At 47.2% G+C, this 21,609-nt stretch carries 19 protein-coding genes; 10 read left to right on the top strand and 9 right to left on the bottom strand.

Features of this window, described 5'->3' with window-relative positions; genetic code table 11:
* Window positions 1–94: 94 nt before the first annotated feature.
* Together ACQ4M5_RS12870 and ACQ4M5_RS12865 are read right to left on the bottom strand one after the other, a co-directional pair.
* The gene (locus ACQ4M5_RS12870; protein ID WP_430676020.1) at window positions 95–1,288 is read right to left on the bottom strand and encodes a M28 family peptidase; all 1,194 of its coding nucleotides are present in this window, start codon (window positions 1,286–1,288) and stop codon (window positions 95–97) included.
* A 140-nt stretch (window positions 1,289–1,428) separates the two neighbouring features.
* Window positions 1,429–1,608, bottom strand: coding sequence for a chlorophyll a/b-binding protein (locus ACQ4M5_RS12865; protein WP_430676019.1), 180 nt, complete (start codon window positions 1,606–1,608; stop codon window positions 1,429–1,431).
* Window positions 1,609–1,829: 221 nt separating this feature from the next.
* Between ACQ4M5_RS12865 and ACQ4M5_RS12860 the strand changes: the two genes are divergently transcribed.
* The 3 genes from ACQ4M5_RS12860 (at window position 1,830) to ACQ4M5_RS12850 (ending at window position 6,172) form a co-directional block, all read left to right on the top strand.
* Window positions 1,830–3,248, top strand: coding sequence for a folate/biopterin family MFS transporter (locus ACQ4M5_RS12860; RefSeq protein WP_430676018.1), 1,419 nt, complete (start codon window positions 1,830–1,832; stop codon window positions 3,246–3,248).
* Window positions 3,249–3,352: 104 nt separating this feature from the next.
* Window positions 3,353–4,873 carry a carotenoid oxygenase family protein gene (locus ACQ4M5_RS12855; protein ID WP_430676017.1) on the top strand — a complete coding sequence of 507 codons (1,521 nt, stop codon included), beginning with the start codon at window positions 3,353–3,355 and terminating at the stop codon, window positions 4,871–4,873.
* 63 nt (window positions 4,874–4,936) lie between these two features.
* Window positions 4,937–6,172 (top strand): lipid-A-disaccharide synthase, encoded by a 1,236-nt coding sequence (locus ACQ4M5_RS12850; protein WP_430676016.1) that lies wholly within the window; start codon window positions 4,937–4,939, stop codon window positions 6,170–6,172.
* Here the strand turns inward: ACQ4M5_RS12850 and ACQ4M5_RS12845 are convergent.
* The 4 genes from ACQ4M5_RS12845 to psbD form a co-directional block, all read right to left on the bottom strand.
* Window positions 6,159–6,995, bottom strand: a complete 837-nt coding sequence (locus ACQ4M5_RS12845; RefSeq protein ID WP_430676015.1) for an NAD(P)H-binding protein — start codon at window positions 6,993–6,995, stop codon at window positions 6,159–6,161. The genes ACQ4M5_RS12850 and ACQ4M5_RS12845 overlap by 14 nt on opposite strands.
* 99 nt (window positions 6,996–7,094) lie before the next feature.
* The gene (locus ACQ4M5_RS12840; RefSeq protein ID WP_430676014.1) at window positions 7,095–7,766 is read right to left on the bottom strand and encodes a hypothetical protein; all 672 of its coding nucleotides are present in this window, start codon (window positions 7,764–7,766) and stop codon (window positions 7,095–7,097) included.
* A 132-nt stretch (window positions 7,767–7,898) separates the two neighbouring features.
* Complete coding sequence (gene psbC / locus ACQ4M5_RS12835; protein ID WP_430676013.1) at window positions 7,899–9,281, bottom strand: photosystem II reaction center protein CP43; 1,383 nt, start codon at window positions 9,279–9,281, stop codon at window positions 7,899–7,901.
* Window positions 9,265–10,323, bottom strand: coding sequence for a photosystem II D2 protein (photosystem q(a) protein) (gene psbD / locus ACQ4M5_RS12830; protein WP_430676012.1), 1,059 nt, complete (start codon window positions 10,321–10,323; stop codon window positions 9,265–9,267). The genes psbC and psbD overlap by 17 nt, the downstream gene beginning before the upstream one ends.
* A gap of 359 nt (window positions 10,324–10,682) precedes the next feature.
* Here psbD and ACQ4M5_RS12825 point away from each other — a divergent pair, with 359 nt between their 5' ends.
* From ACQ4M5_RS12825 to ACQ4M5_RS12805, 5 genes are all read left to right on the top strand, one after another.
* The gene (locus ACQ4M5_RS12825) at window positions 10,683–11,249 is read left to right on the top strand and encodes a photosystem I assembly protein Ycf4 (RefSeq protein WP_430676011.1); all 567 of its coding nucleotides are present in this window, start codon (window positions 10,683–10,685) and stop codon (window positions 11,247–11,249) included.
* Window positions 11,250–11,369: 120 nt separating this feature from the next.
* A complete protein-coding gene (locus ACQ4M5_RS12820; protein ID WP_430676010.1) occupies window positions 11,370–12,185 on the top strand; it encodes a peptidylprolyl isomerase in 816 nt (271 codons plus the stop codon).
* Window positions 12,186–13,298, top strand: coding sequence for a beta-ketoacyl-ACP synthase (locus ACQ4M5_RS12815; RefSeq protein WP_430676009.1), 1,113 nt, complete (start codon window positions 12,186–12,188; stop codon window positions 13,296–13,298).
* Between the two features lie 14 nt (window positions 13,299–13,312).
* Window positions 13,313–14,848, top strand: a complete 1,536-nt coding sequence (locus tag ACQ4M5_RS12810) for an FAD-dependent oxidoreductase (RefSeq protein ID WP_430676008.1) — start codon at window positions 13,313–13,315, stop codon at window positions 14,846–14,848.
* A gap of 3 nt (window positions 14,849–14,851) precedes the next feature.
* The gene (locus tag ACQ4M5_RS12805) at window positions 14,852–15,676 is read left to right on the top strand and encodes a SirB1 family protein (protein WP_430676007.1); all 825 of its coding nucleotides are present in this window, start codon (window positions 14,852–14,854) and stop codon (window positions 15,674–15,676) included.
* On the opposite strand, the gene ACQ4M5_RS12800 is transcribed toward ACQ4M5_RS12805, so the two are convergent.
* Window positions 15,673–16,110, bottom strand: coding sequence for an SRPBCC family protein (locus ACQ4M5_RS12800; protein ID WP_430676006.1), 438 nt, complete (start codon window positions 16,108–16,110; stop codon window positions 15,673–15,675). The genes ACQ4M5_RS12805 and ACQ4M5_RS12800 overlap by 4 nt on opposite strands.
* A gap of 370 nt (window positions 16,111–16,480) precedes the next feature.
* On the opposite strand from ACQ4M5_RS12800, the gene ACQ4M5_RS12795 reads away from it, so the two are divergent.
* Window positions 16,481–18,211: a mechanosensitive ion channel gene (locus tag ACQ4M5_RS12795; RefSeq protein ID WP_430676005.1), complete on the top strand. Its 1,731-nt coding sequence runs from the start codon at window positions 16,481–16,483 to the stop codon at window positions 18,209–18,211.
* A 424-nt stretch (window positions 18,212–18,635) separates the two neighbouring features.
* On the opposite strand, the gene ACQ4M5_RS12790 is transcribed toward ACQ4M5_RS12795, so the two are convergent.
* Window positions 18,636–19,556: a DALR anticodon-binding domain-containing protein gene (locus ACQ4M5_RS12790; RefSeq protein ID WP_430676004.1), complete on the bottom strand. Its 921-nt coding sequence runs from the start codon at window positions 19,554–19,556 to the stop codon at window positions 18,636–18,638.
* A gap of 223 nt (window positions 19,557–19,779) precedes the next feature.
* Here ACQ4M5_RS12790 and ACQ4M5_RS12785 point away from each other — a divergent pair, with 223 nt between their 5' ends.
* Window positions 19,780–20,496 (top strand): Crp/Fnr family transcriptional regulator, encoded by a 717-nt coding sequence (locus tag ACQ4M5_RS12785; protein WP_430676003.1) that lies wholly within the window; start codon window positions 19,780–19,782, stop codon window positions 20,494–20,496.
* A 70-nt stretch (window positions 20,497–20,566) separates the two neighbouring features.
* On the opposite strand, the gene ACQ4M5_RS12780 is transcribed toward ACQ4M5_RS12785, so the two are convergent.
* A complete protein-coding gene (locus ACQ4M5_RS12780) occupies window positions 20,567–21,460 on the bottom strand; it encodes an SMP-30/gluconolactonase/LRE family protein (protein WP_430676002.1) in 894 nt (297 codons plus the stop codon).
* Window positions 21,461–21,609: the final 149 nt, after the last annotated feature.

Raw genomic sequence — 21,609 nt, 5'->3', positions numbered from 1 at the left:
GTGTGACACTAATATTTTATCTGCCATAGAGAGCGAGTTTCTAAAGTTTGCTCAAAACCAATTCAGGCGAGAAGCTAATGCATAGCCTTGAAGTTTATCTTGAGGTGAGAATCCCTGGAATGAGCTTCAGTGCAGCATCTTGTGTCTCTTTCAACAATCGAGGATCGACTACTTTATCGTTTGGTGAATGATAGTTTGGGTCTACGCCTCGGAAAAAGAATAAGGTAGGCACATTCTTGGATTTGAACGACGCATGATCACTTCCACCAAAACGACTAGAGTTCACATTGCCTGTGGTCGATTGTGCGATCGCAGTCATTGTTCCTGAGCCATCCAGTAACAATCGATCATTGATTCCCACCATGTCAAAGTTCAACATTCCTTTTAGCTCGGAAAGAAACTGAGGGGTTGCTCGATCGACAAAGGCTTGCGAACCTTTTAAGCCATCTTCCTCGCCATCAAATGCCATAAACCAGATTTGATTTGCTTCAGGAGATTTGACGAGCGATCGAGCAATTCCCAATACAACCGCAGTTCCCGAAGCATTATCGTTTGCGCCTGGAGAGTTTTCAACCGAATCGAAGTGCCCACCAATGATCAATTTAGGCTGTTTCGCATTCGGTAGATGAGCAATCACATTTCGTCCTAGAGCATCCGGTTGTGCTTTCACAGTTAAAGTTGCCTGAACAGTCGTTTTCTGGGCTTGTTCTAACAATGATGTGCCCACGTCTTCAGGGAGTGCTGCGGCTGGAATCGGAGAAGGCTTCATCAACATACCGCGAATGTTTCCAGGCTGATTGTTCACGATCAGAATTCCGATCGCGCCTGCTGCTGCTGCATTTTCGATCTTTTGAATAAACTGAACTCCGCCACCCCGTTTCACGATCGCAATTTGATTTCTCACATCCACCGCTTTGAAGTCTTCTGGTTGACCAAAGTTTGGAACGGCGACTAATTTTCCAGAAGGATTGCCTGCAATCGATCGCACCATCGCCCAGGCATCGGTCGTTTTGCCATCTACCGCCAAACTCGACCCACCATCGAAGAATTTTGGATAAGTAAAGGTTTGGACTTCGACTTGATAGCCGAGTTTACGATATCGATCGATTAATAATTCGCTGGCTCGTTCTGCTGTTGGAGTTCCTGCCACTCTCGGACCCAAATTGACGAGCGCTTGAGCATCTGCAATGAGAGGATCAGCGGCAAGAATAGAATGCGTTAATGTTGCAATCAAAAAGGCGATCGTCATTCCAAGCCAAATTCGCGATTTACGAAGCCGAAGAAACATCAGGTTTTCAGGAGGTGAGGACTTTTCCAGCTTAGACGACGAAATGTCCGATCGAATTGAGCCATAAAAAATCGGGCATCTCAGAACGAGACACCCGCTAGACTAGCTTTCAAGGTTGACCAGAATTTAGAGGAAAAACATTACATCAAACCCAAGAAATGAAGCGTTCCATTTCCCGTCAAATATTCAGTCGCTAAAGCAGCAACAAAGCCGAGCATTGCAAACCGACCATTCCACAGTTCAGCCTGCGGAGTGAAGCCAAACCTCCAAGCGTTGCGGTCTTCAGTTGTAGCCGTTGTGATCTTTTGTGTATCTTGCATGGTTATTACTCAGAAACGCATTAGCTACAACTATATTAACCAATGTAACGAAAAGTGTCAAAACATTAAACAGATTGCAGAGAATGATACGCAAAACTTATTTTACCGACGGAGATAAGTTCTGATTTTTCAGCAAATGATCAACTTTCATCCCTGAGATTCCCCCCGCTTTTAGATATAGCGATATGATGAAGGCGATTGATTATTGTAAAGAATCATCAATGATTGTTTCTGACACTGGCTTTCGCAAACTCAAAGACTCGATCACCGAGAAGATTTTTTTCGGTCACGAGCCGTCGCCTGAACTGATTGCGATTCTCCTCGTCTATTTTGTCCAGGGGATTCTCGGTTTGGCGCGGTTGGCAGTGAGTTTCTTTCTCAAAGATGAGCTACATCTAACTCCGGCTGAAGTGTCAGCGCTGCTGGGAATTGTGGCGCTACCGTGGATGATCAAACCGCTGTTCGGATTTATTTCGGATGGATTGCCGATTTTTGGCTATCGTCGCCGTCCGTATCTGGTGTTGTCTGGAATCTTGGGCGCGATCGCTTGGATTCTTCTGGCTACGGTGGTTCATTCGGCTTGGGCGGCGACATTGGCGATTTCGCTGGGATCACTCTCGACTGCGATCGCGGATGTGATCGTGGACTCGCTGGTGGTTGAACGGGCGCGGGGAGAATCGGTTAGCGGTGCAGGATCACTCCAGTCTCTAAGTTGGGGCGCGTCAGCCGTTGGGGGCTTGATTACGGCTTATCTTAGTGGATGGCTACTTCAGCACTTTGACACGCGATCGATTTTCTGGATTACTGCCACGTTCCCGCTGATTGTATCTTGTGTGGCTTGGTTGATTGCAGAATCGCCTGTGACTGAGAAAGCGAATTGGTCGGTGGTTGGGGATCAGTTGAAACAGTTGAAGCAAGCCATTACACAGAAATCAATTTGGTTGCCAACTGCATTTTTATTCTTGTGGCAAGCGACTCCGAGTGCAGAATCTTCGTTCTTTTACTTCACAACAAATGAATTGGGATTTGAGCCGGAATTTTTAGGGCGGGTACGACTGGTGACGAGTCTTGCTTCGATCGCTGGAATTTGGGTATTTCAACGATTTTTGAAAGCTGTGCCGTTCAGAGCAATTTTTGGCTGGTCTACGGTGATTTCAGCCGTGTTAGGACTATCGATGCTGTTGCTTGTGACGCATACAAATCGGGCATTGGGAATTGACGATCGTTGGTTTAGTCTAGGCGATAGTTTGATCCTGACCGTGATGGGACAGATTGCGTTTATGCCTGTGTTGGTTCTAGCAGCAAGACTCTGCCCACCGGGAGTAGAAGCGACTCTGTTTGCTTTGTTAATGTCGGTTGTGAACTTGTCCAATTTGGTGTCGTATGAGTTCGGGGCGCTGTTAACTCACTGGTTGGGCGTAACCGATACGAATTTCGACAATCTCTGGATTTTGGTGCTGATTACGAATTTGAGTACGTTGTTACCGTTGCCGTTGTTGGGATGGTTGCCTGCGGCGGATGCGACCAGTTCGAGTACGGAGGCGCATTCAGCGTTAGAGGGCGATCCAGCGAAACCGATCGGACAGGCATTTATGCCGAATTTGGTCACGGTTGCGGGGCAAGAGGCGACGGGTGAATAAGCGATCGATTGGGGAGAGATTAAGTAATTTCTCTCCAAAGAGCGGAGACACAAGAATTAGAACGCGAGATATTTAGACATAAGAGAAAAGGTACGGGTTAAGAAATGCAGGGATTTCAGCTTTTTGAACACGCAGCGACGGTTCCAACTCGATCGTATAACACTAAAGAATGGCAGCGGGGATATCGATCGCTAACTCAGGAATATGATTACTGGATTGATGAGATTGAAGGTGAGATTCCCGCTGAGTTGAATGGAACCTTGTTTAGAAATGGTCCCGGATTGTTTGAAGTGAACGGGGAACGGTTTCAGCATCCATTTGATGGCGATGGCATGATTAGCGCGATCGCATTTCAGGACGGACGCGCTCACTTTCGCAATCGTTTCGTCAAAACTGAAGGCTATTTAGCAGAACAGAAAGCCGGAAAGATTCTTTATCGCGGTGTGTTCGGCACTCAGAAATCGGGTGGCTTGTTAGGAAACGCTTTTGATGTTCGGATTAAAAACATTGCGAACACACAAGTAATTTACTGGGGTGGAAAGCTGCTTGCACTCTGGGAAGCAGCAGAACCGCATCGCCTTGATCCCAAGACTTTAGAGACTTTGGGTTTAGAGTACTTTGATGGCAAGTTAGGAAAAGGCGCACCGTTCGCGGCACATCCGTGGATTGATCCTTCTAGCAAATTCGCTGAGGGTCAGCCTTGTTTGGTGAACTTCTCGATTAAGGCGGGCGTGTCTTTTACGATCGCAATCTACGAACTCGATCTCAATGGCAATATCATTCGCCAGCATGACTATCCTGTTCCCGGATTTGCGTTTATTCACGACTTTGCGATCACACCGAACTACTGCATCTTCTTCCAAAATCCGGTTAAGTTTAATCCACTGCCGTTTTTATTCGGACAGCGATCGGCGGGTGAATGTATCAAGTTCCAACCCGATCAGCCGACGAAAGTTTTGATCATTCCACGCGATCCTGCGAACAAAGCAAAACCTCGAATTCTCGAAACTCCTTCAGGCTTTGTGTTCCATCATGCAAATGCGTTCGAGCAAGATGGCGAAATTGTGATTGATTCTGTCGCTTATACAAGCTTGCCTTCGGTTGAACCAGGAGCAGACTATCGAGAAACCGATTTTGATGCCCTTTCACCGGGTCAACTGTGGCGATTTCGGATGAACTTAGAAACGGGGATTGTCGATCGACAATTACTCGAATCTCGCTGCTGTGAGTTTCCCTTTGTTCATCCAGCCAAAGCAGGCAGACAACATCGATATATTTATCTTGCAGCGGCTCATGCAGACAGCGGAAATGCTCCACACCAAGCGATTCTCAAAGTAGACGCGGAAACGGGAACGCATCAAATTCGCAGCTTTGCACCGTCTGGATATGTGAGCGAACCTGTATTTGTCCCACGTGGGAAAGCTTCAGAATCAAGACTGTACACCGAACTGAATGGCGATGAAGATGACGGTTGGTTGATTGCAACTGTGTTTAATACAGAACGCGATCGCTCAGATGTTGTGATCGTGGATGCAAAAGACTTGAACGTTGTTGCGACACTCCATCTCAAGCATCACATTCCTTACGGTCTACACGGAACATTCACGCCGCATTATTTTGAATAAGATTCGCTCTTTTTCCCCGGAGCTTCGTCACCGATAATCAGAGTTAACATTCTCGGTTTTTCTATGGCTGTTGATATTCTGATTCTGTCGAATGCTCCGGGTGAATTGGCGACTTGGGTGAAGCCTACTGTGCGGGAACTAAGAGCGCAACTCGGTTCAGAGCCGCGAATCTCGATCGTGCTTTCCCCGTGTCCGAATGCGAGCGGTCAAGAGGCGGAAATTGCTCGAAGCTATCCCGAAGTCGATCGAGTTCAAGCGGCTGAGGATTTTTTTCCATTCCTGCTCTGGGGCAAAACAGCAGAAAATTGGGATTGGCACGATCGGGGAATTGTGATCTTTCTCGGTGGCGATCAGTTCTTTCCAGTTGTGATCGGCAAACGATTGGGATATCGCACCGTTATCTATGCGGAATGGGAAGCGAGGTGGCATCGATGGATCGATCGCTTTGGAGTCATGCGATCGCAGATTATCGATCGTGCTCCAGAAGCGTTTAAGCATAAGATGACGGTGGTTGGGGATTTGATGGCGGAAGTACAAACCCAACAGTCAGATAGTTCGTCAGAAGAATTGATCGGATTGCTACCCGGATCGAAGCCTGCGAAGTTAACTCAAGGGGTTCCCTTGACATTAGCGATCGCAGAACAGATAAAACGCGATCGTCCTCAAACTCGCTTCGTGATTCCGGTTGCGCCGACCTTAGATTTACAAAATTTGGCGAAGTATGCTGACCCGATACAAAACTCGATCGTGCCTTTGATGGGGAATGTTTCTGCCAAGTTAGTTGAAGGCGATCGACCTTATTTAGAAACAGAGAATGGACTCTCGATCGAGCTTTGGCAATCGAAAAACGAGCGAGTTCCCGTGTATGAATTGCTCTCTCAATGTCGATTATGTTTAACAACTGTTGGAGCAAACACCGCAGAACTCGGATCATTAGCAGTTCCAATGATTGTTCTGCTCCCGACTCAGCAACTTGATGCAATGCGAGCTTGGGACGGATTGCCAGGACTGTTAGTCAACCTGCCAGGAGTCGGATCTAGTATTGCGAAACTAATCAATTCAGCTATGTTGAAACGATTAGGGTTACTGGCTTGGCCCAACATCTGGGCGAAAGAGATGATTGTTCCGGAACTGATTGGAAATTTAGAGCCAGAAGATGTTGCAGAATTAGCGATCGACTATCTCGATCATCCCGAAAAACTCGAACAAATGCGCGATCGACTGAAACAAGTTCGGGGAGAACCGGGAGCCGCGAAAAAATTAGTCTCGATCGTGGTTGAAGAACTTAAACAGACTTAAGCCACAGTTGACGATGATCCCGAATGTACTCACGGGTGCTACGAGAGGAATGCTCTAACAATTGAGGAAGCGTTTCATCGACTGTTTCTGCCTGTCCAAATCGTAATCCCACATGCAAGATCGTAAAGATCAAAATCTGCTCTAGAGGAGTTTTGCGTCGAAACAGATGTAAACAATACCCTGGAATGCTGGCAGGATGATAAGTGATTGTTCGATCGAGTTCTTCAGATAGCATTGCTGCAACTTCGTAAAAGGTACTTGCTTGTGCTCCAGTCAACGTGTAAGTCTTACCTTGATGATTTGCGGAATTAATCAAAATTTTCGCTGCAACTTCGGCAATATCACGAGTATCAATAAAAGCAACTCGACCCGCACCCGCAGGCAAGAAAATACGATCGTCGTTCAAAATATCTTCCCGATAAGCATCTCCCAAGTTTTGAGCAAAGAAACCCGGTCGCAGAATTGTCCAATCTTTCTCACCCTGCTTTAGATGTTGCTCGGTTGCATAATGCGGTACGGCTGGATTGTCTCCTGCTCCCGCCACTGAGATAAACACAATGTGTTGAACACCCTGCGATCGAGCAACATCAATCAAACGATTTAATGTATTTTTAGTATCAGAAATGGCTGGAGGACGCAGCAGAAACATTGCTCGACAATCTTGAACCGCAGATGCAAAGGTATTGGGATCAAGGAAATTGAAGGCGATGGCTTCATCAGAATTTGGAGAGCGTGAACCAATCCGAAACGGAACTTGTCGATCGCGCAAATACTCGACAACGGCTTTTCCAATATTTCCAGAACCTCCAGTCACCAAAATCATAAGTTAAGCCAAAGTTTTGATTCACTGTCCGAGGAAGATAATTAATTTCCTCGATCGCGCCGCAGAACACGAACGCGATCTGGGTCATTTGTATCGGTTTTAATCCGTCTGTGTCTCAACCGAAATCATTGCAAGTGATGTTCCTGCTTGAACGCGAACTTCTAAATCGGCATCTTGAGTCAATTGATTGAGTAAAGTGACTACTCGATCGTGAGATTGTCCTTGTTTTGCAAGTTCTCCCAATTCCACCGCAGCCGCCAATCGCATTAAATGATCCGACTCCGCTGCTTGATGCTGTAGTCGATTTAGTTTTTCATCAATATGCTCTAGCTGTTCAATCTCTTCAAAGACAGAGTGAGAATGATGTTCTTCAGACTTGGAGCCGATCGATAAATCTGAGTCAACTACATCGGAGATTTTTAAAGAAGTGGCTAATGGGATATCAACTTCAGCGATCGGCATCATCGGAGGAATTGCGATCGTCGAACCTTCATGATGTGAAGCAGAAGACCCGATCGATCCCATCGACTCAGAACTTGGAGAACCCGTTGAAACTTCAGGCACTTCTGATGGCACCTCAATCAGTTCGGAGCGTTCAGAATCCAAATCAGGCTGCATTCTTGGCTGATCTGCTTCTTGAGATTTAGCCTCTTGTACCGTGTTGAAAGATTGCGGCGCGGCTTGAGGTTTCAACTTCGTGTAAGTACGGGCAGCGGCACTGATCGCACCCGCGATCGCAGCAATTACTGTCAGAAATAGGGCAATAGTCATTCTTCTTTACATCTAATTCAATGCTTCTATTGCACAGCAATTGATCCAAGTGAGACATCTGACTTGATGAAGACTTTTCCATGCAAAAAGCCCCCGCACAAGGCAGGGGCTCAGAAAGAAGATGACTAAAAATTAGTCAAGGTTCGGCATCGACAACACGGGTTCAGTTTCGCGATCGATACCTTTCTCGAAGCCTGCAACTGCCGCACGTGCGCGACCTGCATGCCACAAGTGACCGACCAAGAAGAAGAAGCCCATGATGAAGTGGAAGCTTGCCAACCAAGCACGGGGGTTCACATAGTTGAACGAGTTAATTTCCGTTGCAACACCACCCACCGAATTGATCGAACCCAACGGAGCGTGAGTCATGTACTCAGCCGCACGGCGAACTTGCCAAGGCTGAATATCGTTCTTGATCTTGTTCAAGTCAAGACCGTTCGGACCCCGCAGCGGCTCCAACCAAGGACCCCGGAAGTCCCAGAAGCGCATGGTTTCACCACCGAAGATGATTTCACCCGTGGGCGATCTCATCAGGTACTTACCAAGACCAGTCGGACCTTGAGCAGAACCCACGTTCGCACCCAGCTTTTGGTCACGAATCAAGAAGGTCATTGCTTGCGCTTGAGACGCTTCAGGACCAGTCGGACCATAGAATTCGCTAGGGTAAGCGGTGTTGTTGTACCAAACGAAGATAGACGCGATGAAGCCCATCAGGGACAACGCACCCAAACTGTAGGACAAGTAAGCTTCACCCGACCAAACGAGCGCACGACGCGCCCAGCCAAACGGCTTGGTCAGAATGTGCCAGATACCGCCTGCAATACAGATAATGCCTACCCAAATGTGACCACCAACGATGTCTTCGAGGTTATCAACACTGATCAGCCAGCCTTCACCACCGAAAGGTGCTTTCAGCAAATAGCCGAAGATCTTAGCAGGGTTCAAAGTCGGGTTCGTGACTAAACGGACATCACCACCACCGGGTGCCCATGTGTCATACAAACCGCCAAAGAACATTGCTTTTACAACCAACAACAGCGCACCTGCACCCAAGAGGATCAAGTGATAGCCGATGATGTTGGTCATTTGGTTCTTGTCTTTCCAGTCGTAACCGAAGAAAGACGAGTACTCTTCAAGGGTTTCCGGTCCGCGAACTGCATGATAGATACCGCCTAAGCCGAGAACAGCCGAGGAGATCAAGTGCAGAACGCCAACAACGAAATAAGGGAAGGTGTCAATCACTTCGCCACCCGGTCCAACACCCCAACCTTGGGAAGCCAAGTGAGGCAGCAAGATCAAGCCTTGCTCATACATCGGTTTTTCAGGGATAAAGTGAGCGACCTCAAACAAGGTCATTGCACCTGCCCAGAACACGATCAGACCAGCATGGGCGACGTGAGCACCCAGTAATTTACCAGAGAGATTGATTAAACGAGCATTACCAGCCCACCATGCGAATCCGGATGATTCTTGGTCGCGGTTGCCTGCAAATGAAGGATTAGAGAGCGTTACCACGGGGGAGAACCTCTTCAGGGAATACAAAGTGTTCATGCGGCTGATCCTGAGATGCCATCCACGCCCGGATGCCCTCGTTCAGCAAAATGTTCTTCGTGTAGAACGTTTCAAATTCCGGGTCTTCAGCAGCGCGAAGTTCCTGCGAGACGAAATCATAAGCTCGCAGGTTCAACGCAATCCCAATGATGCCCACTGATGCCATCCATAGTCCCGTCACCGGAACGAACAGCATGAAGAAGTGCAACCACCGTTTGTTCGAGAAGGCGATACCGAAGATCTGCGACCAGAAGCGGTTCGCCGTCACCATCGAATAGGTTTCTTCGGCTTGGGTTGGGTTGAACGCCCGGAAGGTGCTCGACCCGTCGCCGTCTTCAAACAAGGTGTTCTCCACAGTCGCGCCGTGAATCGCACAGAGCAGTGCGCCACCCAAGATGCCCGCCACGCCCATCATGTGGAATGGGTTGAGGGTGAAGTTGTGGAAGCCTTGAATGAACAAGATGAATCGGAAGATGGCAGCCACACCAAACGAAGGTGCGAAGAACCAGCTCGATTGTCCCAAGGGGTACATCAAGAACACCGAGACGAACACGGCAATCGGTCCGGTGAACGCGATCGCGTTATAGGGACGAATGCCGACCAGACGTGCGATCTCAAGCTGACGCAGACAGAAGCCGATCAAACCGAACGCGCCGTGGAGGGCAACGAACGTCCAGAGTCCGCCGAGTTGACACCAGCGGGTGAAGTCGCCTTGCGCTTCCGGTCCCCAGAGCAAGAGCAAGGAGTGTCCCAAGCTGTCGGCGGGTGTGGAAACGGCAACGGTAAGGAAGTTACAGCCTTCGAGGTACGAGGATGCGAGTCCGTGGGTGTACCAGGAAGAGACGAAGGTGGTTCCGGTCATCCAGCCGCCGAGTGCCATGAATGCACAGGGGAAGAGCAGGATACCAGACCAGCCGACGAAGACGAATCTATCGCGTTTGAGCCAGTCGTCGAGGGCATCGAATACGCCTCTCTGCGCTGGTGCGCGACCTACTGCGATGGTCATGAATCAAAATCCTCTAGCTTTACTAAAATTGCGAGCTGTCTAGAGTGAACGAGTTTATATGTCTATTAATAATAGGAGAAATTAAGAAATTTACAAACTGATACGTGAAATCTCAGCTAACTTTTTTTGAATTTTTCTGCGATCGCTGCTCTTATCAACTGTTTCAGCGTTTTCATTCAGCGATCGCTTTCTGAGAGAGTTCATTTGTCAATAAGTATTTATACTTATGTTTGCGTTCACGTAACGAAGCGTTGTAGGGAGTATACTGGTTAGGGTTGTTTTTAAGATTGTAGAACGCTCTAGGACACGATTCGGAGCGATCGACAAAGTAGAAAATTTTGAAATTTTTGGGAAACGTCATGGCGACAGAAACCACGTCTTCAGAAAATCTTGTGTTGCGGCAGTCGGTGTTGGGGGCGCGGCGGTTTAGTAATTATTTTTGGGCGACCATTGTTTCGATCGGGGCAACCGGATTCTTTCTCGCTGCAATTTCCAGCTATACGAAGGTAAATTTGCTGCCGTTTTCTGATCCGACTCAGCTTTTATTTGTCCCACAAGGAATTGTGATGGGCTTTTATGGTACGGCTGGATTGTTGTTGGCGACTTATCTTTGGTTGTCGATCGCTTGGGATTTGGGTGGCGGGTACAACGAATTTAATAAAGAAACTGGGGAAGTAAAAATCTTTCGCTGGGGATTTCCAGGCAAGAATCGACGGGTCGAACTGGATCTCAAAACCGCAGACGTGCAAGCGATCAAGGTGACTTTGAGAGAAGGTGTGAATCCGCGTCGATCGCTGTATCTCAAGGTGAAAGGAATGCGCGATCTTCCTTTGACGCGGGTGGGACAGCCGATGACCTTGGCAGAATTGGAAAATGAAGCGGCGGGACTGGCTCGATTTTTGAGTGTGCCGTTGGAAGGACTGTAAAGTTTGATCTCCAAAACGTACAGAGGCTTGTGGAGCGAAATTCTACAAGCCTTTTTTGTCGGTTCATCTCGGCAAAAATGCGTAAGATGTTAGATGGTTTGTTGGAATAGGTATCTAGAAATGCAGACAAAACTCCAGAATTGGCTGGTATCCCTGGTAATTATCACGATGTTTGCTCTAGTTGGATGCAACGGAGAACAAGGAACATCGGCTGCACCCACTGGATCGCCTACTCCAAGTAGTCCTGCTCCAACCGCAACTGTGCCTGCAACTCCTTCTCCTCAAGCGGGTGGAGTGCCGAGATTGCAAGGAAAAGCGACTGTGGTAATGACTGTTAAAGGGTCGCCGATCACAATGGAAATTGATGGCACGAATGCGCCGATCACCGCTGGAAATTTTGTCGATTTGGTGAATCGGAAAGTGTACGACGGTTTGGTGTTTCACCGTGTGGTGAGAGAGCCGCAGCCGTTTGTGGTGCAGGGGGGCGATCCTCAAAGTAAAGACCCGAATGTGCCGATCGACCGTTTAGGAACAGGTGGATTTATTGATCCAGCAACGAAACAGCCGCGTGATATTCCGCTAGAAATTACGCCTCAGAATGCGAAAGAGCCGATTTACAGTCGGACGTTTGCGGAAGCTGGGGTGAATGTGGCTCCGAAACTGAAGCATACTCGTGGTGCGGTGGCGATGGCTCGATCGATGAATCCGGATTCTGCTTCTTCGCAATTCTATGTGGCTCTGTCAGATTTGCAGTTTTTAGATGGAAACTATGCAGTTTTTGGCTATGTAACGCAGGGAATGGAAGCTGTGGATAAGATCCAGCAGGGCGATCGAATCGATTCTGCGACTGTGACGAAGGGAATTGAGAATTTGAAAACGGGTGGAGTGACAAGTTCTACCGCAAGTCCGTCTCCGAGTCCGACAACTTCGCCTTAAATGAACGTTGCTGTTACTGGTATTGGATTGATTTCAGCGTTGGGGAATCTGACGCAAACTTGGGAAAGGTTGGTAGAAGGTCGCTCAGGCATTCAGTTCTACCAGCCTTTTTCGTCGTTGGAGCCAAAACCGATCGCATTAATCGGCAAGCAGCCAGCAGAAATTCTGAGCTTAACTCAGCAAGTCGTTTCAGATGCGGTAAAAGATGCGGGTCTAGAATTTCCGCTGTCTGACTGTGGAGTTGTGGTTGGATCGAGTCGGGGAAATCAGGCGCAATGGGAACGATTCACGACGGGGCAGGGTGAGCTTTCAGATTGGCTGAATACATTTCCGAATGGAAGCGCGATCGCGACGGCTCAATTGATTCAATCTCAAGGAATTATTTTGGCTCCGATGGCGGCTTGTGCAACGGGACTTTGGGCGATCGCACGAGGGGCGGAACTGATTTGGAGTGGGCAATGTAATCGGGTAATTTGTGGCGCGATCGAGGCTCCGATTACACCCTTAACGCTGATTGGATTTGAACGGATGGGAGCGCTGGCAAAGGATGGAGCGTTTCCGTTTGATGTCGATCGACAAGGTTTGGTTTTGGGTGAAGGGGGCGCAGTTTTTGTACTCGAATCAGAAGAATTAGCGTATCAAAGAAAGGCAGAAATTTATGGGAAGGTTTTGGGATTTGGGCTGACGGCGGATGGCTATCATGTGAGCGCACCGGAACCGGGAAGTCGAGCAGCGATCGCGGCGGTGAATCAGTGCCTCGATCGGAGTGGTTTAACGGCAGACAAGATCGATTACATTCACGCACATGGAACGGCGACACAGTTGAACGATCGGAATGAGGCGCATTTGATTCAACGGTGTTTTGCGGATTCGGTTTGGGTGAGTTCGACGAAAGGCGCAACGGGTCATACATTGGGCGGATCGGGCGCGTTGGGAGCAGCGTTTTGTTTGATGGCATTGAGGAATCAGATCGTGCCGCCGAATGTGGGAATTAGGAATAGTGAATTTGGAATTGCGATCGCTCGATCGGCTCAGTCAACAAAACTAGAGAATGTTCTCTGCTTTAGTTTTGGATTTGGGGGACAAAATGCGATCGTGGCGTTCGGTCAATAAATTATGATGAGTGAATGTCAATCACTGAAGAAGTTCTAGCTAAGATTCTGGGGAGTCCACTGGAGGGATTGCGTCGAGTTGATGCCTTGTGGAAGGCGCTACGAGAAGACGCAATGCCTGTTCCGAATGTGGTTGAGATTTGCGATCGCGATTTAGAGTCCGTCGATTGGGATGTTGTGATCTGCGGCGGAACTTTAGGAATTTTGATTGGGGCAGCGTTGGTTCAGAAGGGTTGGCGGGTGACGCTGATCGAACGCGGAATGCTGAAAGGACGTGAGCAAGAATGGAATATTTCACGTCAGGAATTAGAGACATTTATTGAATTGGGATTGTTGAGTAAGGAAGAGTTGAAGACTGCGATCGCAACTCAATTCAATCCGGTTCGAGTCAGTTTTTCTGAAGATTCTGAGATTTTCGTCAAAGATGTCTTAAATATCGGTGTTGATCCTGTCTATCTATTAGAAACACTGAAGCAATTCTTTCTTAAAAATGGTGGGAACTTGCTTGAAAATACGCCCTTTGAAACGATTGAAGTTTATCAAAATGGCGTGAGTGTGAATCGATCGATCAATGCTCGTTTGATGCTTGATGCAATGGGGCACTTTTCACCGATCGTTCGACAAGCAAGACAGGGAAAGAAACCCGATGGAGTCTGCTTAGTTGTTGGCACTTGTGCGAAAGGATTTACTCAGAATGAATCTGGTGATTTGATTGCGTCGTTCACACCAATTCAGAAACAGTGCCAGTATTTTTGGGAAGCGTTTCCCGCACGAGACGGGAGAACGACTTACCTGTTTACTTATTTGGATGCAGATCGCGATCGCTTTTCTTTAGAAACGCTTTTCGATGATTATTTCAGATTACTTCCTGAGTACCAAAACATCGAATTGAATCAACTCGAATTCGTTCGTGCATTATTCGGGATTTTTCCTTGTTATCGTCAAAGTCCTCTTAAATTGGAGTGGGATCGAATTCTACCCGTTGGGGACAGTAGTGGGAGCCAATCACCGCTGAGTTTTGGTGGATTTGGTGCAATGGTTCGACATTTGAAACGGCTAACAAAGGGAATTGATGAAGCATTAAAATTAGAACTGCTCGATCGTTCTTCTCTGGCTTTATTGCAACCGTATCAGCCGAATTTATCCGTGACTTGGTTATTTCAACGATCGATGAGTGTGGGTGTTAATCAAAAAGCTGATCCTGAGCAAATCAATCAGTTATTAGTCACTGTGTTTGCAGAGATGCAGCAGTTAGGCGAACAAGTTTTAAAGCCGTTTTTACAAGACGTGGTTCAGTTTATTCCACTTTCTCAAACGCTTCTTAGAACAGGCATTCTTCATCCAGCGATCGTTTTGAGAATTATTCCCCACGTTGGAATCTTTGCTTTGCTAGATTGGATGCTGCACTATTTCAATCTGGCAAGTTACACCGCGCTTTATTCGATCGCACAAAAATTCAAGCCTACTCTTTCGCCCCCGCAGCAATATGTTTGGAATCGATGGGTAGATGCTTGGCAATATGGTTCAGGAAACGATTACGCAGGACATTAACGAATGGAATTCTCGCTGGCTCGACAACGTTTTTATCAAGAAGTTCGTCAAGATGACGAGAATATTGATCTAGAAAAAGCAGCACTTTATATTGCACAAGAAGAATATCCAAACTTAGACATTGAGCAATATTTGAATACGATCGACAAAATGGCAGCGGAGATTCAAGCAAGACTTCCTGAAGAAGCTTATCCGCTCCGAATTGTTCAAACAATTAATCAATATTTGTACAAAGATTTGGGATTTTATGGCAATTCTGAAGATTATTACAATCCTCAGAATAGTTTTTTGAATGATGTTATCGATCGCAAAACTGGAATTCCAATTTCTTTAGCACTGTTGTATTTGGCGATCGCAAAACGAATCGATTTTCCAATGGTTGGGATCGGAATGCCGGGGCATTTTTTGATTCGTCCGGCTGTGAATGATGAAATGGATATCTTTGTCGATGCGTATCACGATGGAGAAATTCTTTTTACTCAAGATTGTCAAGAACGGCTGAATCAATTGGCAGGTCAACCTGTTGAAATGCGTCCTCAATTTTTGGAAGCGGTCACATCGAAGCAATTCCTTGCAAGAATGCTCACTAATTTGAAAGGAATCTATCTGAATCAAGGCAAGATTGGAAAATGTTTGACGATGATCGAACGGATTCTCATTCTGTTTCCAGATGCACCTTATGAATTACGCGATCGAGGAATTATCTATTTCCAAACCAATCGCTGGATCGAAGCTCGCCAGGATTTGGAAGGTTATCTCGATAGTGTTCCAAAGGCGAACGATCGCGATGTGATTCAACAATTGCTCGATCGGATTGAAGGCAGCTAACGCAACGTTTCCGCAACTCGTTTCAATCGGCGTAGTTGTGCCTGCATATCTTCTTGAGTCCACTTTGCCGCGAACTGATTGAAGCCGAAACGGATGACTGGATTCGGGATCTCGAATTCAAATCGATTTAAAAGAAGCGTTCCTTTCTCTTCGGGTTGGCACTCCCAGCGATCGCGTCCCTTGAAAAATCCCTCAAACTGCCAAACAATTAAACCGGGTTGTCGTTCTGCGACTACATTGTTTAGCGTTGGCTGTAGAACTGGGACTTGAATCACAAAGCGACTCTTACTGCCGATCTCAGTTGACCACTGCTCGATCGGCTCACATCTGAGTGCGGGATTCAGCCAGCGGTGCATCAAATTTAAGTCCGTAAAACAGCGCTCCACATCGGTTGCACTCGCTTGAATTAGAATTGACTGCTCAAAAACCTCCATCCGTTTCACCTCGCTAGAACTCACCACTTAATTTTTCTATATAGCGCACGATCGCAGTCGAGATCCTCAGACATCTCTCTCTGGAATGAAGATAAAACGATTTAGGAGGTGGGATACTCGGCTCAAACTCGTGCGAGTCAGCAAATAAGCTGAGTAACGCACGAGTTCAGCGCAATTGGACGCTCGATCGACTCTCTAAACACTTCATAGAAAGTTCAAAAAAGTGTTACTAAGAGCTTTTCTCTAATGAGAGATACGAGTACTCTTATGGTGCAACCGTAAATTTAGTGAGGTTTGCCCCGCCAATTCATTCGACTCCGTAATTTTACCGTGGACTTGATGAAGACCAGGCAGAGCAATTTCTCACTGAATGGCGGCTGTGACACATCTACAAAAGCGATCGAGTCGGCGCTTTTTTTTGAAAGCGAAAGGGATTTATCAAAACACCATGAACGAGTTCTGGCATCATATTGAACCGTTGGGGGGAATGCAGCTACTCACGGGAAACCTGGAGTTGGCTCAACTTCCACCCGGAGAAGCACCATTTGGCTTCATTCAGGGAGTCAATGTCGCAAATTTATTAATTCAGTTAGGCGGTGCGCTGCTCATTCTATTGATCGGAGCGCTGATTGCCGCATTTGTATCCAGTATCGTGCGCGGACTGCTGAAGAAAACCACGATCGATAATCGATTGGCAAGTTGGGTTGCAGGCGGACAGACCAATTTTAATGTTGAAGGTTTGATCGGGTCGATCGTGTTCTGGGTCATTTTGATCCTGTCTGTCGTTGCAGCGTTAAATGTTCTTGGGCTGAACACCGTATCGCAACCGCTCAATGACTTTCTGAGATCAATTTTCGCCTTCCTGCCTCAGTTAGGTGCAGCGGCGCTCTTAGCAGGATTGGCTTGGGTCGTTGCCACGATCGCCAAAACGATCGTGACTCGGACTTCCCAATCGTTTGGTTTGGATGAACGAGTTTCTGACCCCAGCGAAAATCAGTTGGGTGCGCCTCCGTTCAGTTTGAGCGATACGTTAGGAAATGCCGTTTATTGGTTTGTTTTCCTATTTTTCTTGCCGCTAATTTTGGGCGTTTTGAATCTGCAAGGTCCGCTCCAACCTGTTCAAAACTTGCTGAATGATATTCTAGGCGCACTTCCTAACATTATTAAAGCGATCGCGATCGCGGCAATTGGTTGGTTTGTGGCACGAACCGTTCGCGGCATTGTGACGAATCTGTTAGCAGCGATCGGAACGGATCAAGTAGGATCGCGAATCGGATTGAATCGTGCTAGGGGTGGACAATCGCTTTCTTGGATTTTAGGCACGATCGTCTATGTGCTGATCTTGATTCCAGCAGCGACCGCAGCATTGGACGCTCTGCGGATTCCAGCGATTTCGGGACCTGCAACTGCAATGTTGAATCAGATTTTGAACGCATTGCCGTTGATCTTTACCGCAGTAGCAATTTTAGCGATCGCGTATGCAGTCGGCAAATTTGTGGCAGATTTAGTCTCCAGCATTCTTTCCAGTGTTGGCTTTGATAATCTCTTTTATTGGCTAGGTCTGCAATCCTCACCGCCAATTCCGACGGTTTCGCCTGAACAGTACAGCACTGAGTTTCAAACAGGCGAAACGATGCTGCAACCGGAAGGAAAATCGGGAATTCGCACCCCATCAGAAATTGTGGGCGTGATTGTTCTCGTCGGCATTATGCTGTTTGCGACGGTGGCGGCTGTGGATGTCTTGGGCATTCAGGCACTAACGGCACTAATCGCTGGATTGCTGGTGATTTCTGGGCGAATTTTGTCCGGGCTGGTTGTGTTCGCGATCGGCTTATATTTGGCAAACCTAGCATTCAGCTTGATCACAAGTTCGGGCAGTCGGCAGTCGAAATTGCTTGGTCAAACGGCACGAGTGGCGATTCTTGGATTTGCGGCAGCGTTGGCACTTCAGCAGATTGGCATTGCTCCGAATATCGTGAATCTGGCGTTTGGTCTGTTGCTCGGTGCGATCGCGGTTGCGATTGCGATCGCGTTTGGTCTGGGTGGTCGCGACGTGGCTAGTGAGCAGTTGCGCGAATGGCTGAAAGACTTTAAGCGTTAAGGCAAGGCTGATCCTAATTAAATAGAGTGCGCTGGGTGAATTCTCAGCGCATTTCCTTTAAATTTAGTGAAACAAATTGCTTTATTTAGAGAACGCTCTAAAGGTGTCTTCGCTGCGCTCGATTCAAGAAGGTCATCTGATGCGAAGAGCAATTCGGTGAACTATTTGATGAGCGATCGCATTTCCTTGTGGTTTCCAATCGCCAAGCGTCCAACCTTACGCCGCTCTCAAATTTCTCTTTAAAATCAGAAAGGACACCGACGACTGGCCGTGTTTCGTCTCGGTGTCCTTAGCTGGTTCGCTCCTCACACTCCAATACTATAGGCGGCTTCTATAGGTTTGTCACGCTTTGGTTGATAAAAATTCGTTATGGCAATCTCGTGACATTGCTGTGACAGCGGGCGACATCTTATGCTCCTTATTCTTAAAGGGTTTCCGGTGCGAAAACGCCCAATCCTCGCTCTAAAAGCTGTTTCAAAAGCCAATGAGTAATCATTACTAAAGCTAATCGACAGTGAGCAATTTGAGGATCAATCGTGTCGTGCTTTACAATTTGGCAAGTTTGATAAAAATGCAGAAACGTTTCACTTAGGGCGATCGCGGATTTCAACGGCGTTTCATCCTCCCATTCATCCAAAGTTTCAATAATTTGCATAATCAGCGATCGCTCTTGTCCTAATTGAAGTTTTTTATCAGTCAGCCAGAGTTCTACCGTTTGACCTATGAGAATCGAAGGACTTGTCAAGCGCAGAAGCGCCGAACAACGTGCATAACAATACTGACAAAAGAAAACTTGAGGATTTTCTGAAGGCACTCGGTTCGCTGAAAAAGCTGAATTAAAGTCAGGTTCAGCGAGACACGCCTGTAACACAGCTTGTAGCCAATGCGCGATCGCCCACTCTCCAAACTCAAATTCTACAAGTCCTATGTTGGTAGTACTGATCGTAAGATCACGGAGAAGTATACTTTCGATGTCTGCTGATGCAAGATTAGACTGAAGTGACTGAAAGAAGTGAACCACTTGAGAGGTGATTTTTTCTCGAATCTGCATTGACTCAGCCCCTAACTGAAGTCCGATCGATGATCGGTAAAGCGCAAGCGAAGTTTGATTTTTAACTTTTTTCAACACGGATTTTTGGCTAAAAGGCTGGAGACCAGAGAGTTTTTGCTCAAAATCTGGATCGTCGATCGAAAAATTACCCGCTTCAACATCCGTCTTAGGGGTGATTGCCTCACAAATTGTCACCAGTAACAATGTGCGAAGTCTAGGATAAGTAATCTTCGGTAAGTTACAATTCACTGTAATTACGGTTGAAGCTTTGAAATGGGATCGTTTTCGGTTCAAAAAGTTCAAAAATACCAGCGATTTATGCTTAATTCTGTAAAGATCACCGTGATCTCACTGGCAAAAGGTTAATTTCTCCGTATGATCTCGTAAGATACTGGATTGTAAGAAACCTACCACACCAATTGAGCAATCTCCTGGTTCGTCTGGATTTTTTGCAACCCCGCTGATTACTCAGCGCTTGTCAAAGTCCCACTGTTCTCCAACAGCCTAAAAACAACTTATGTACTCAGTCACACCTCAAAACTCTGATGCGGCTCGTCCGTTCCTGACCTGGCAACGAATTATTGATTGGGCGCAGGAGCACTATCGTGTTCGCAACTTTAGTAAAGATGAACGAGTTCCGACTCGTCCGGGTCTACTTTATCTCGTACAAAAGGGTGCAGTTCGTTTAGTGGGTACGGCTCAGGTCAATGCAACGGGTGGGAATGCGACTCGCTTGGCGCGGATTAGTCCAGAGGAAGCGTTTCTAGGATTTGTGGGTACGGGTCAACCGTTTGAAATTGTGGCGCAATCGCCGTTCACGCTTCAAGCTTATGCTCACGTGGATCAAACATCCGTGGTGTGGATGTATTGGCACGACTTGGATAATTGGCCTCATTTCCGGCGGGAGGTGTTGGATGCGTTCCGTTATCAGCATCAGCGGAAATTGTTGTGGCTGAGTACTCTGGGGCAGCGTCGGACGATCGATCGTCTTCTCGGATTTTTGACGCTACTCATTGAAGAGTACGGTGAGCCGACGGATGAAGGGTATTGCCTGCCCTTTCCGCTGACTCATGCTCAAATTGGCAGCGCGATCGGTTCGACTCGTGTGACGGTCACGCGCTTGATGGGTAAACTCCGTCAGAAAGGCATGATCCGGACACAGGGCGATAACTTGCTCTGCTTGCCGACGGATTCGGTGCTGAATCGATCGGAAGGAAAGCTGAACGAAAATTAGATCGGGCTGGTTGCTGTGAAAGATTGAATGAATTCGAGGATTTCAAATCGAGATCCTCGAATTTTTGGTATTAAGCGATCGACGAAACAAAGCTCGGCATTCCACTCGAATCAGCCGCGAACCGAAAGAGATCGCCTGCATTGACTTGTTGCTGAATCTCTTTTTGGCTCAGTCCCACCGAAGCAGATGTAATGTACAGATCGGTGAGTTGCGAACCTCCGAAAGTCACACTGGTTGGACGTTGTATCGGTAGCTCAATGCGCTTCAGTTCTTGTCCGGATGCGTTGAAACAAGCAATGCACCAACCATTCCAAAGTGCTGTCCAGATATTGCCTTCGGTATCGATCGACAATCCATCGGGTTCAACCTCTTCGTCGCTTAGATCGATCAGAGTTCGTCGATTCTGAATGGTTCCTGATTCCACATCAAAGTCATAAGCATAGATTTGATGTTTGACCGAATCGGTAAGATAAAAGGTCGATTGATCGGGACTCCAGCCCAAACCATTCGAGATTGTTAGCTCAGTTTCCATGACCCGAATCGAGCCGTCTGGATCATAGCGATAGAGTTCTGCTTGCTGAGGTGCTTCACTCACAGTTCCGATCCAGAATCGACCTTTAGAATCGCTCTTGCCATCATTACAGCGAGTGTTCGGATAAGGGAATTTGAACTGATAGAACGGAGTAACTTCGCCAGAGTCAATGTTGAGAAAGGCAAGTCGATCGCGCAGTGCAATCAACAGTCGATTTTCGCCTGCAAGTGCGATCGCACTCACGACATCCCCTACATCAAAGAATCGATTCTGACCCGTTGCTGGATCAAATTGATGAACGCGATAGTTATAGGCATCGACCCAGAATAGCTGTTGTCGATCGACATTCCAGACGGGACATTCACCCAAGCGAGCGCGGGCATCTACAACGATTTGAACTGTCATATTGCATCGTTGGTTTTCGATCGTCATAGAACTGTCCCTGAGATATGAAGGCTTCTCAGACATGACTGTATCGGATTTCGTGCAGGAACAGGGCTGTCTTAAGGAAGTTTGCTCTTTTTGGATAGAAATAAAGATGCCGCCATTCCAGGATTGCAGTGTTAGTGATCCTGATCGCG

It is taken from the genome of Leptolyngbya sp. AN10 (assembly GCF_050565645.1).
Classification (GTDB): Bacteria; Cyanobacteriota; Cyanobacteriia; order Leptolyngbyales; family Leptolyngbyaceae; genus Leptolyngbya.
Note: the sequence above shows the minus strand (reverse complement) of the source record. Positions and strands in the feature narration are given on the sequence as shown.

Coding starts and splice junctions, on each gene's coding strand:
- ACQ4M5_RS12850 (WP_430676016.1), top strand. CDS start 4,937: ATGGCTGTTGATATTCTGATTCTGTCGAATGCTCCGGGTGAATTGGCG.
- ACQ4M5_RS12795 (WP_430676005.1), top strand. CDS start 16,481: ATGGCGGCTGTGACACATCTACAAAAGCGATCGAGTCGGCGCTTTTTT.
- ACQ4M5_RS12840 (WP_430676014.1), bottom strand. CDS start 7,766: ATGACTATTGCCCTATTTCTGACAGTAATTGCTGCGATCGCGGGTGCG.
- ACQ4M5_RS12860 (WP_430676018.1), top strand. CDS start 1,830: ATGATTGTTTCTGACACTGGCTTTCGCAAACTCAAAGACTCGATCACC.
- ACQ4M5_RS12815 (WP_430676009.1), top strand. CDS start 12,186: ATGAACGTTGCTGTTACTGGTATTGGATTGATTTCAGCGTTGGGGAAT.
- ACQ4M5_RS12820 (WP_430676010.1), top strand. CDS start 11,370: ATGCAGACAAAACTCCAGAATTGGCTGGTATCCCTGGTAATTATCACG.
- ACQ4M5_RS12870 (WP_430676020.1), bottom strand. CDS start 1,288: ATGTTTCTTCGGCTTCGTAAATCGCGAATTTGGCTTGGAATGACGATC.
- psbD (WP_430676012.1), bottom strand. CDS start 10,323: ATGACCATCGCAGTAGGTCGCGCACCAGCGCAGAGAGGCGTATTCGAT.
- ACQ4M5_RS12865 (WP_430676019.1), bottom strand. CDS start 1,608: ATGCAAGATACACAAAAGATCACAACGGCTACAACTGAAGACCGCAAC.
- ACQ4M5_RS12855 (WP_430676017.1), top strand. CDS start 3,353: ATGCAGGGATTTCAGCTTTTTGAACACGCAGCGACGGTTCCAACTCGA.
- ACQ4M5_RS12800 (WP_430676006.1), bottom strand. CDS start 16,110: ATGGAGGTTTTTGAGCAGTCAATTCTAATTCAAGCGAGTGCAACCGAT.
- ACQ4M5_RS12825 (WP_430676011.1), top strand. CDS start 10,683: ATGGCGACAGAAACCACGTCTTCAGAAAATCTTGTGTTGCGGCAGTCG.
- ACQ4M5_RS12805 (WP_430676007.1), top strand. CDS start 14,852: ATGGAATTCTCGCTGGCTCGACAACGTTTTTATCAAGAAGTTCGTCAA.
- ACQ4M5_RS12780 (WP_430676002.1), bottom strand. CDS start 21,460: ATGACGATCGAAAACCAACGATGCAATATGACAGTTCAAATCGTTGTA.
- ACQ4M5_RS12845 (WP_430676015.1), bottom strand. CDS start 6,995: ATGATTTTGGTGACTGGAGGTTCTGGAAATATTGGAAAAGCCGTTGTC.
- ACQ4M5_RS12785 (WP_430676003.1), top strand. CDS start 19,780: ATGTACTCAGTCACACCTCAAAACTCTGATGCGGCTCGTCCGTTCCTG.
- ACQ4M5_RS12810 (WP_430676008.1), top strand. CDS start 13,313: ATGTCAATCACTGAAGAAGTTCTAGCTAAGATTCTGGGGAGTCCACTG.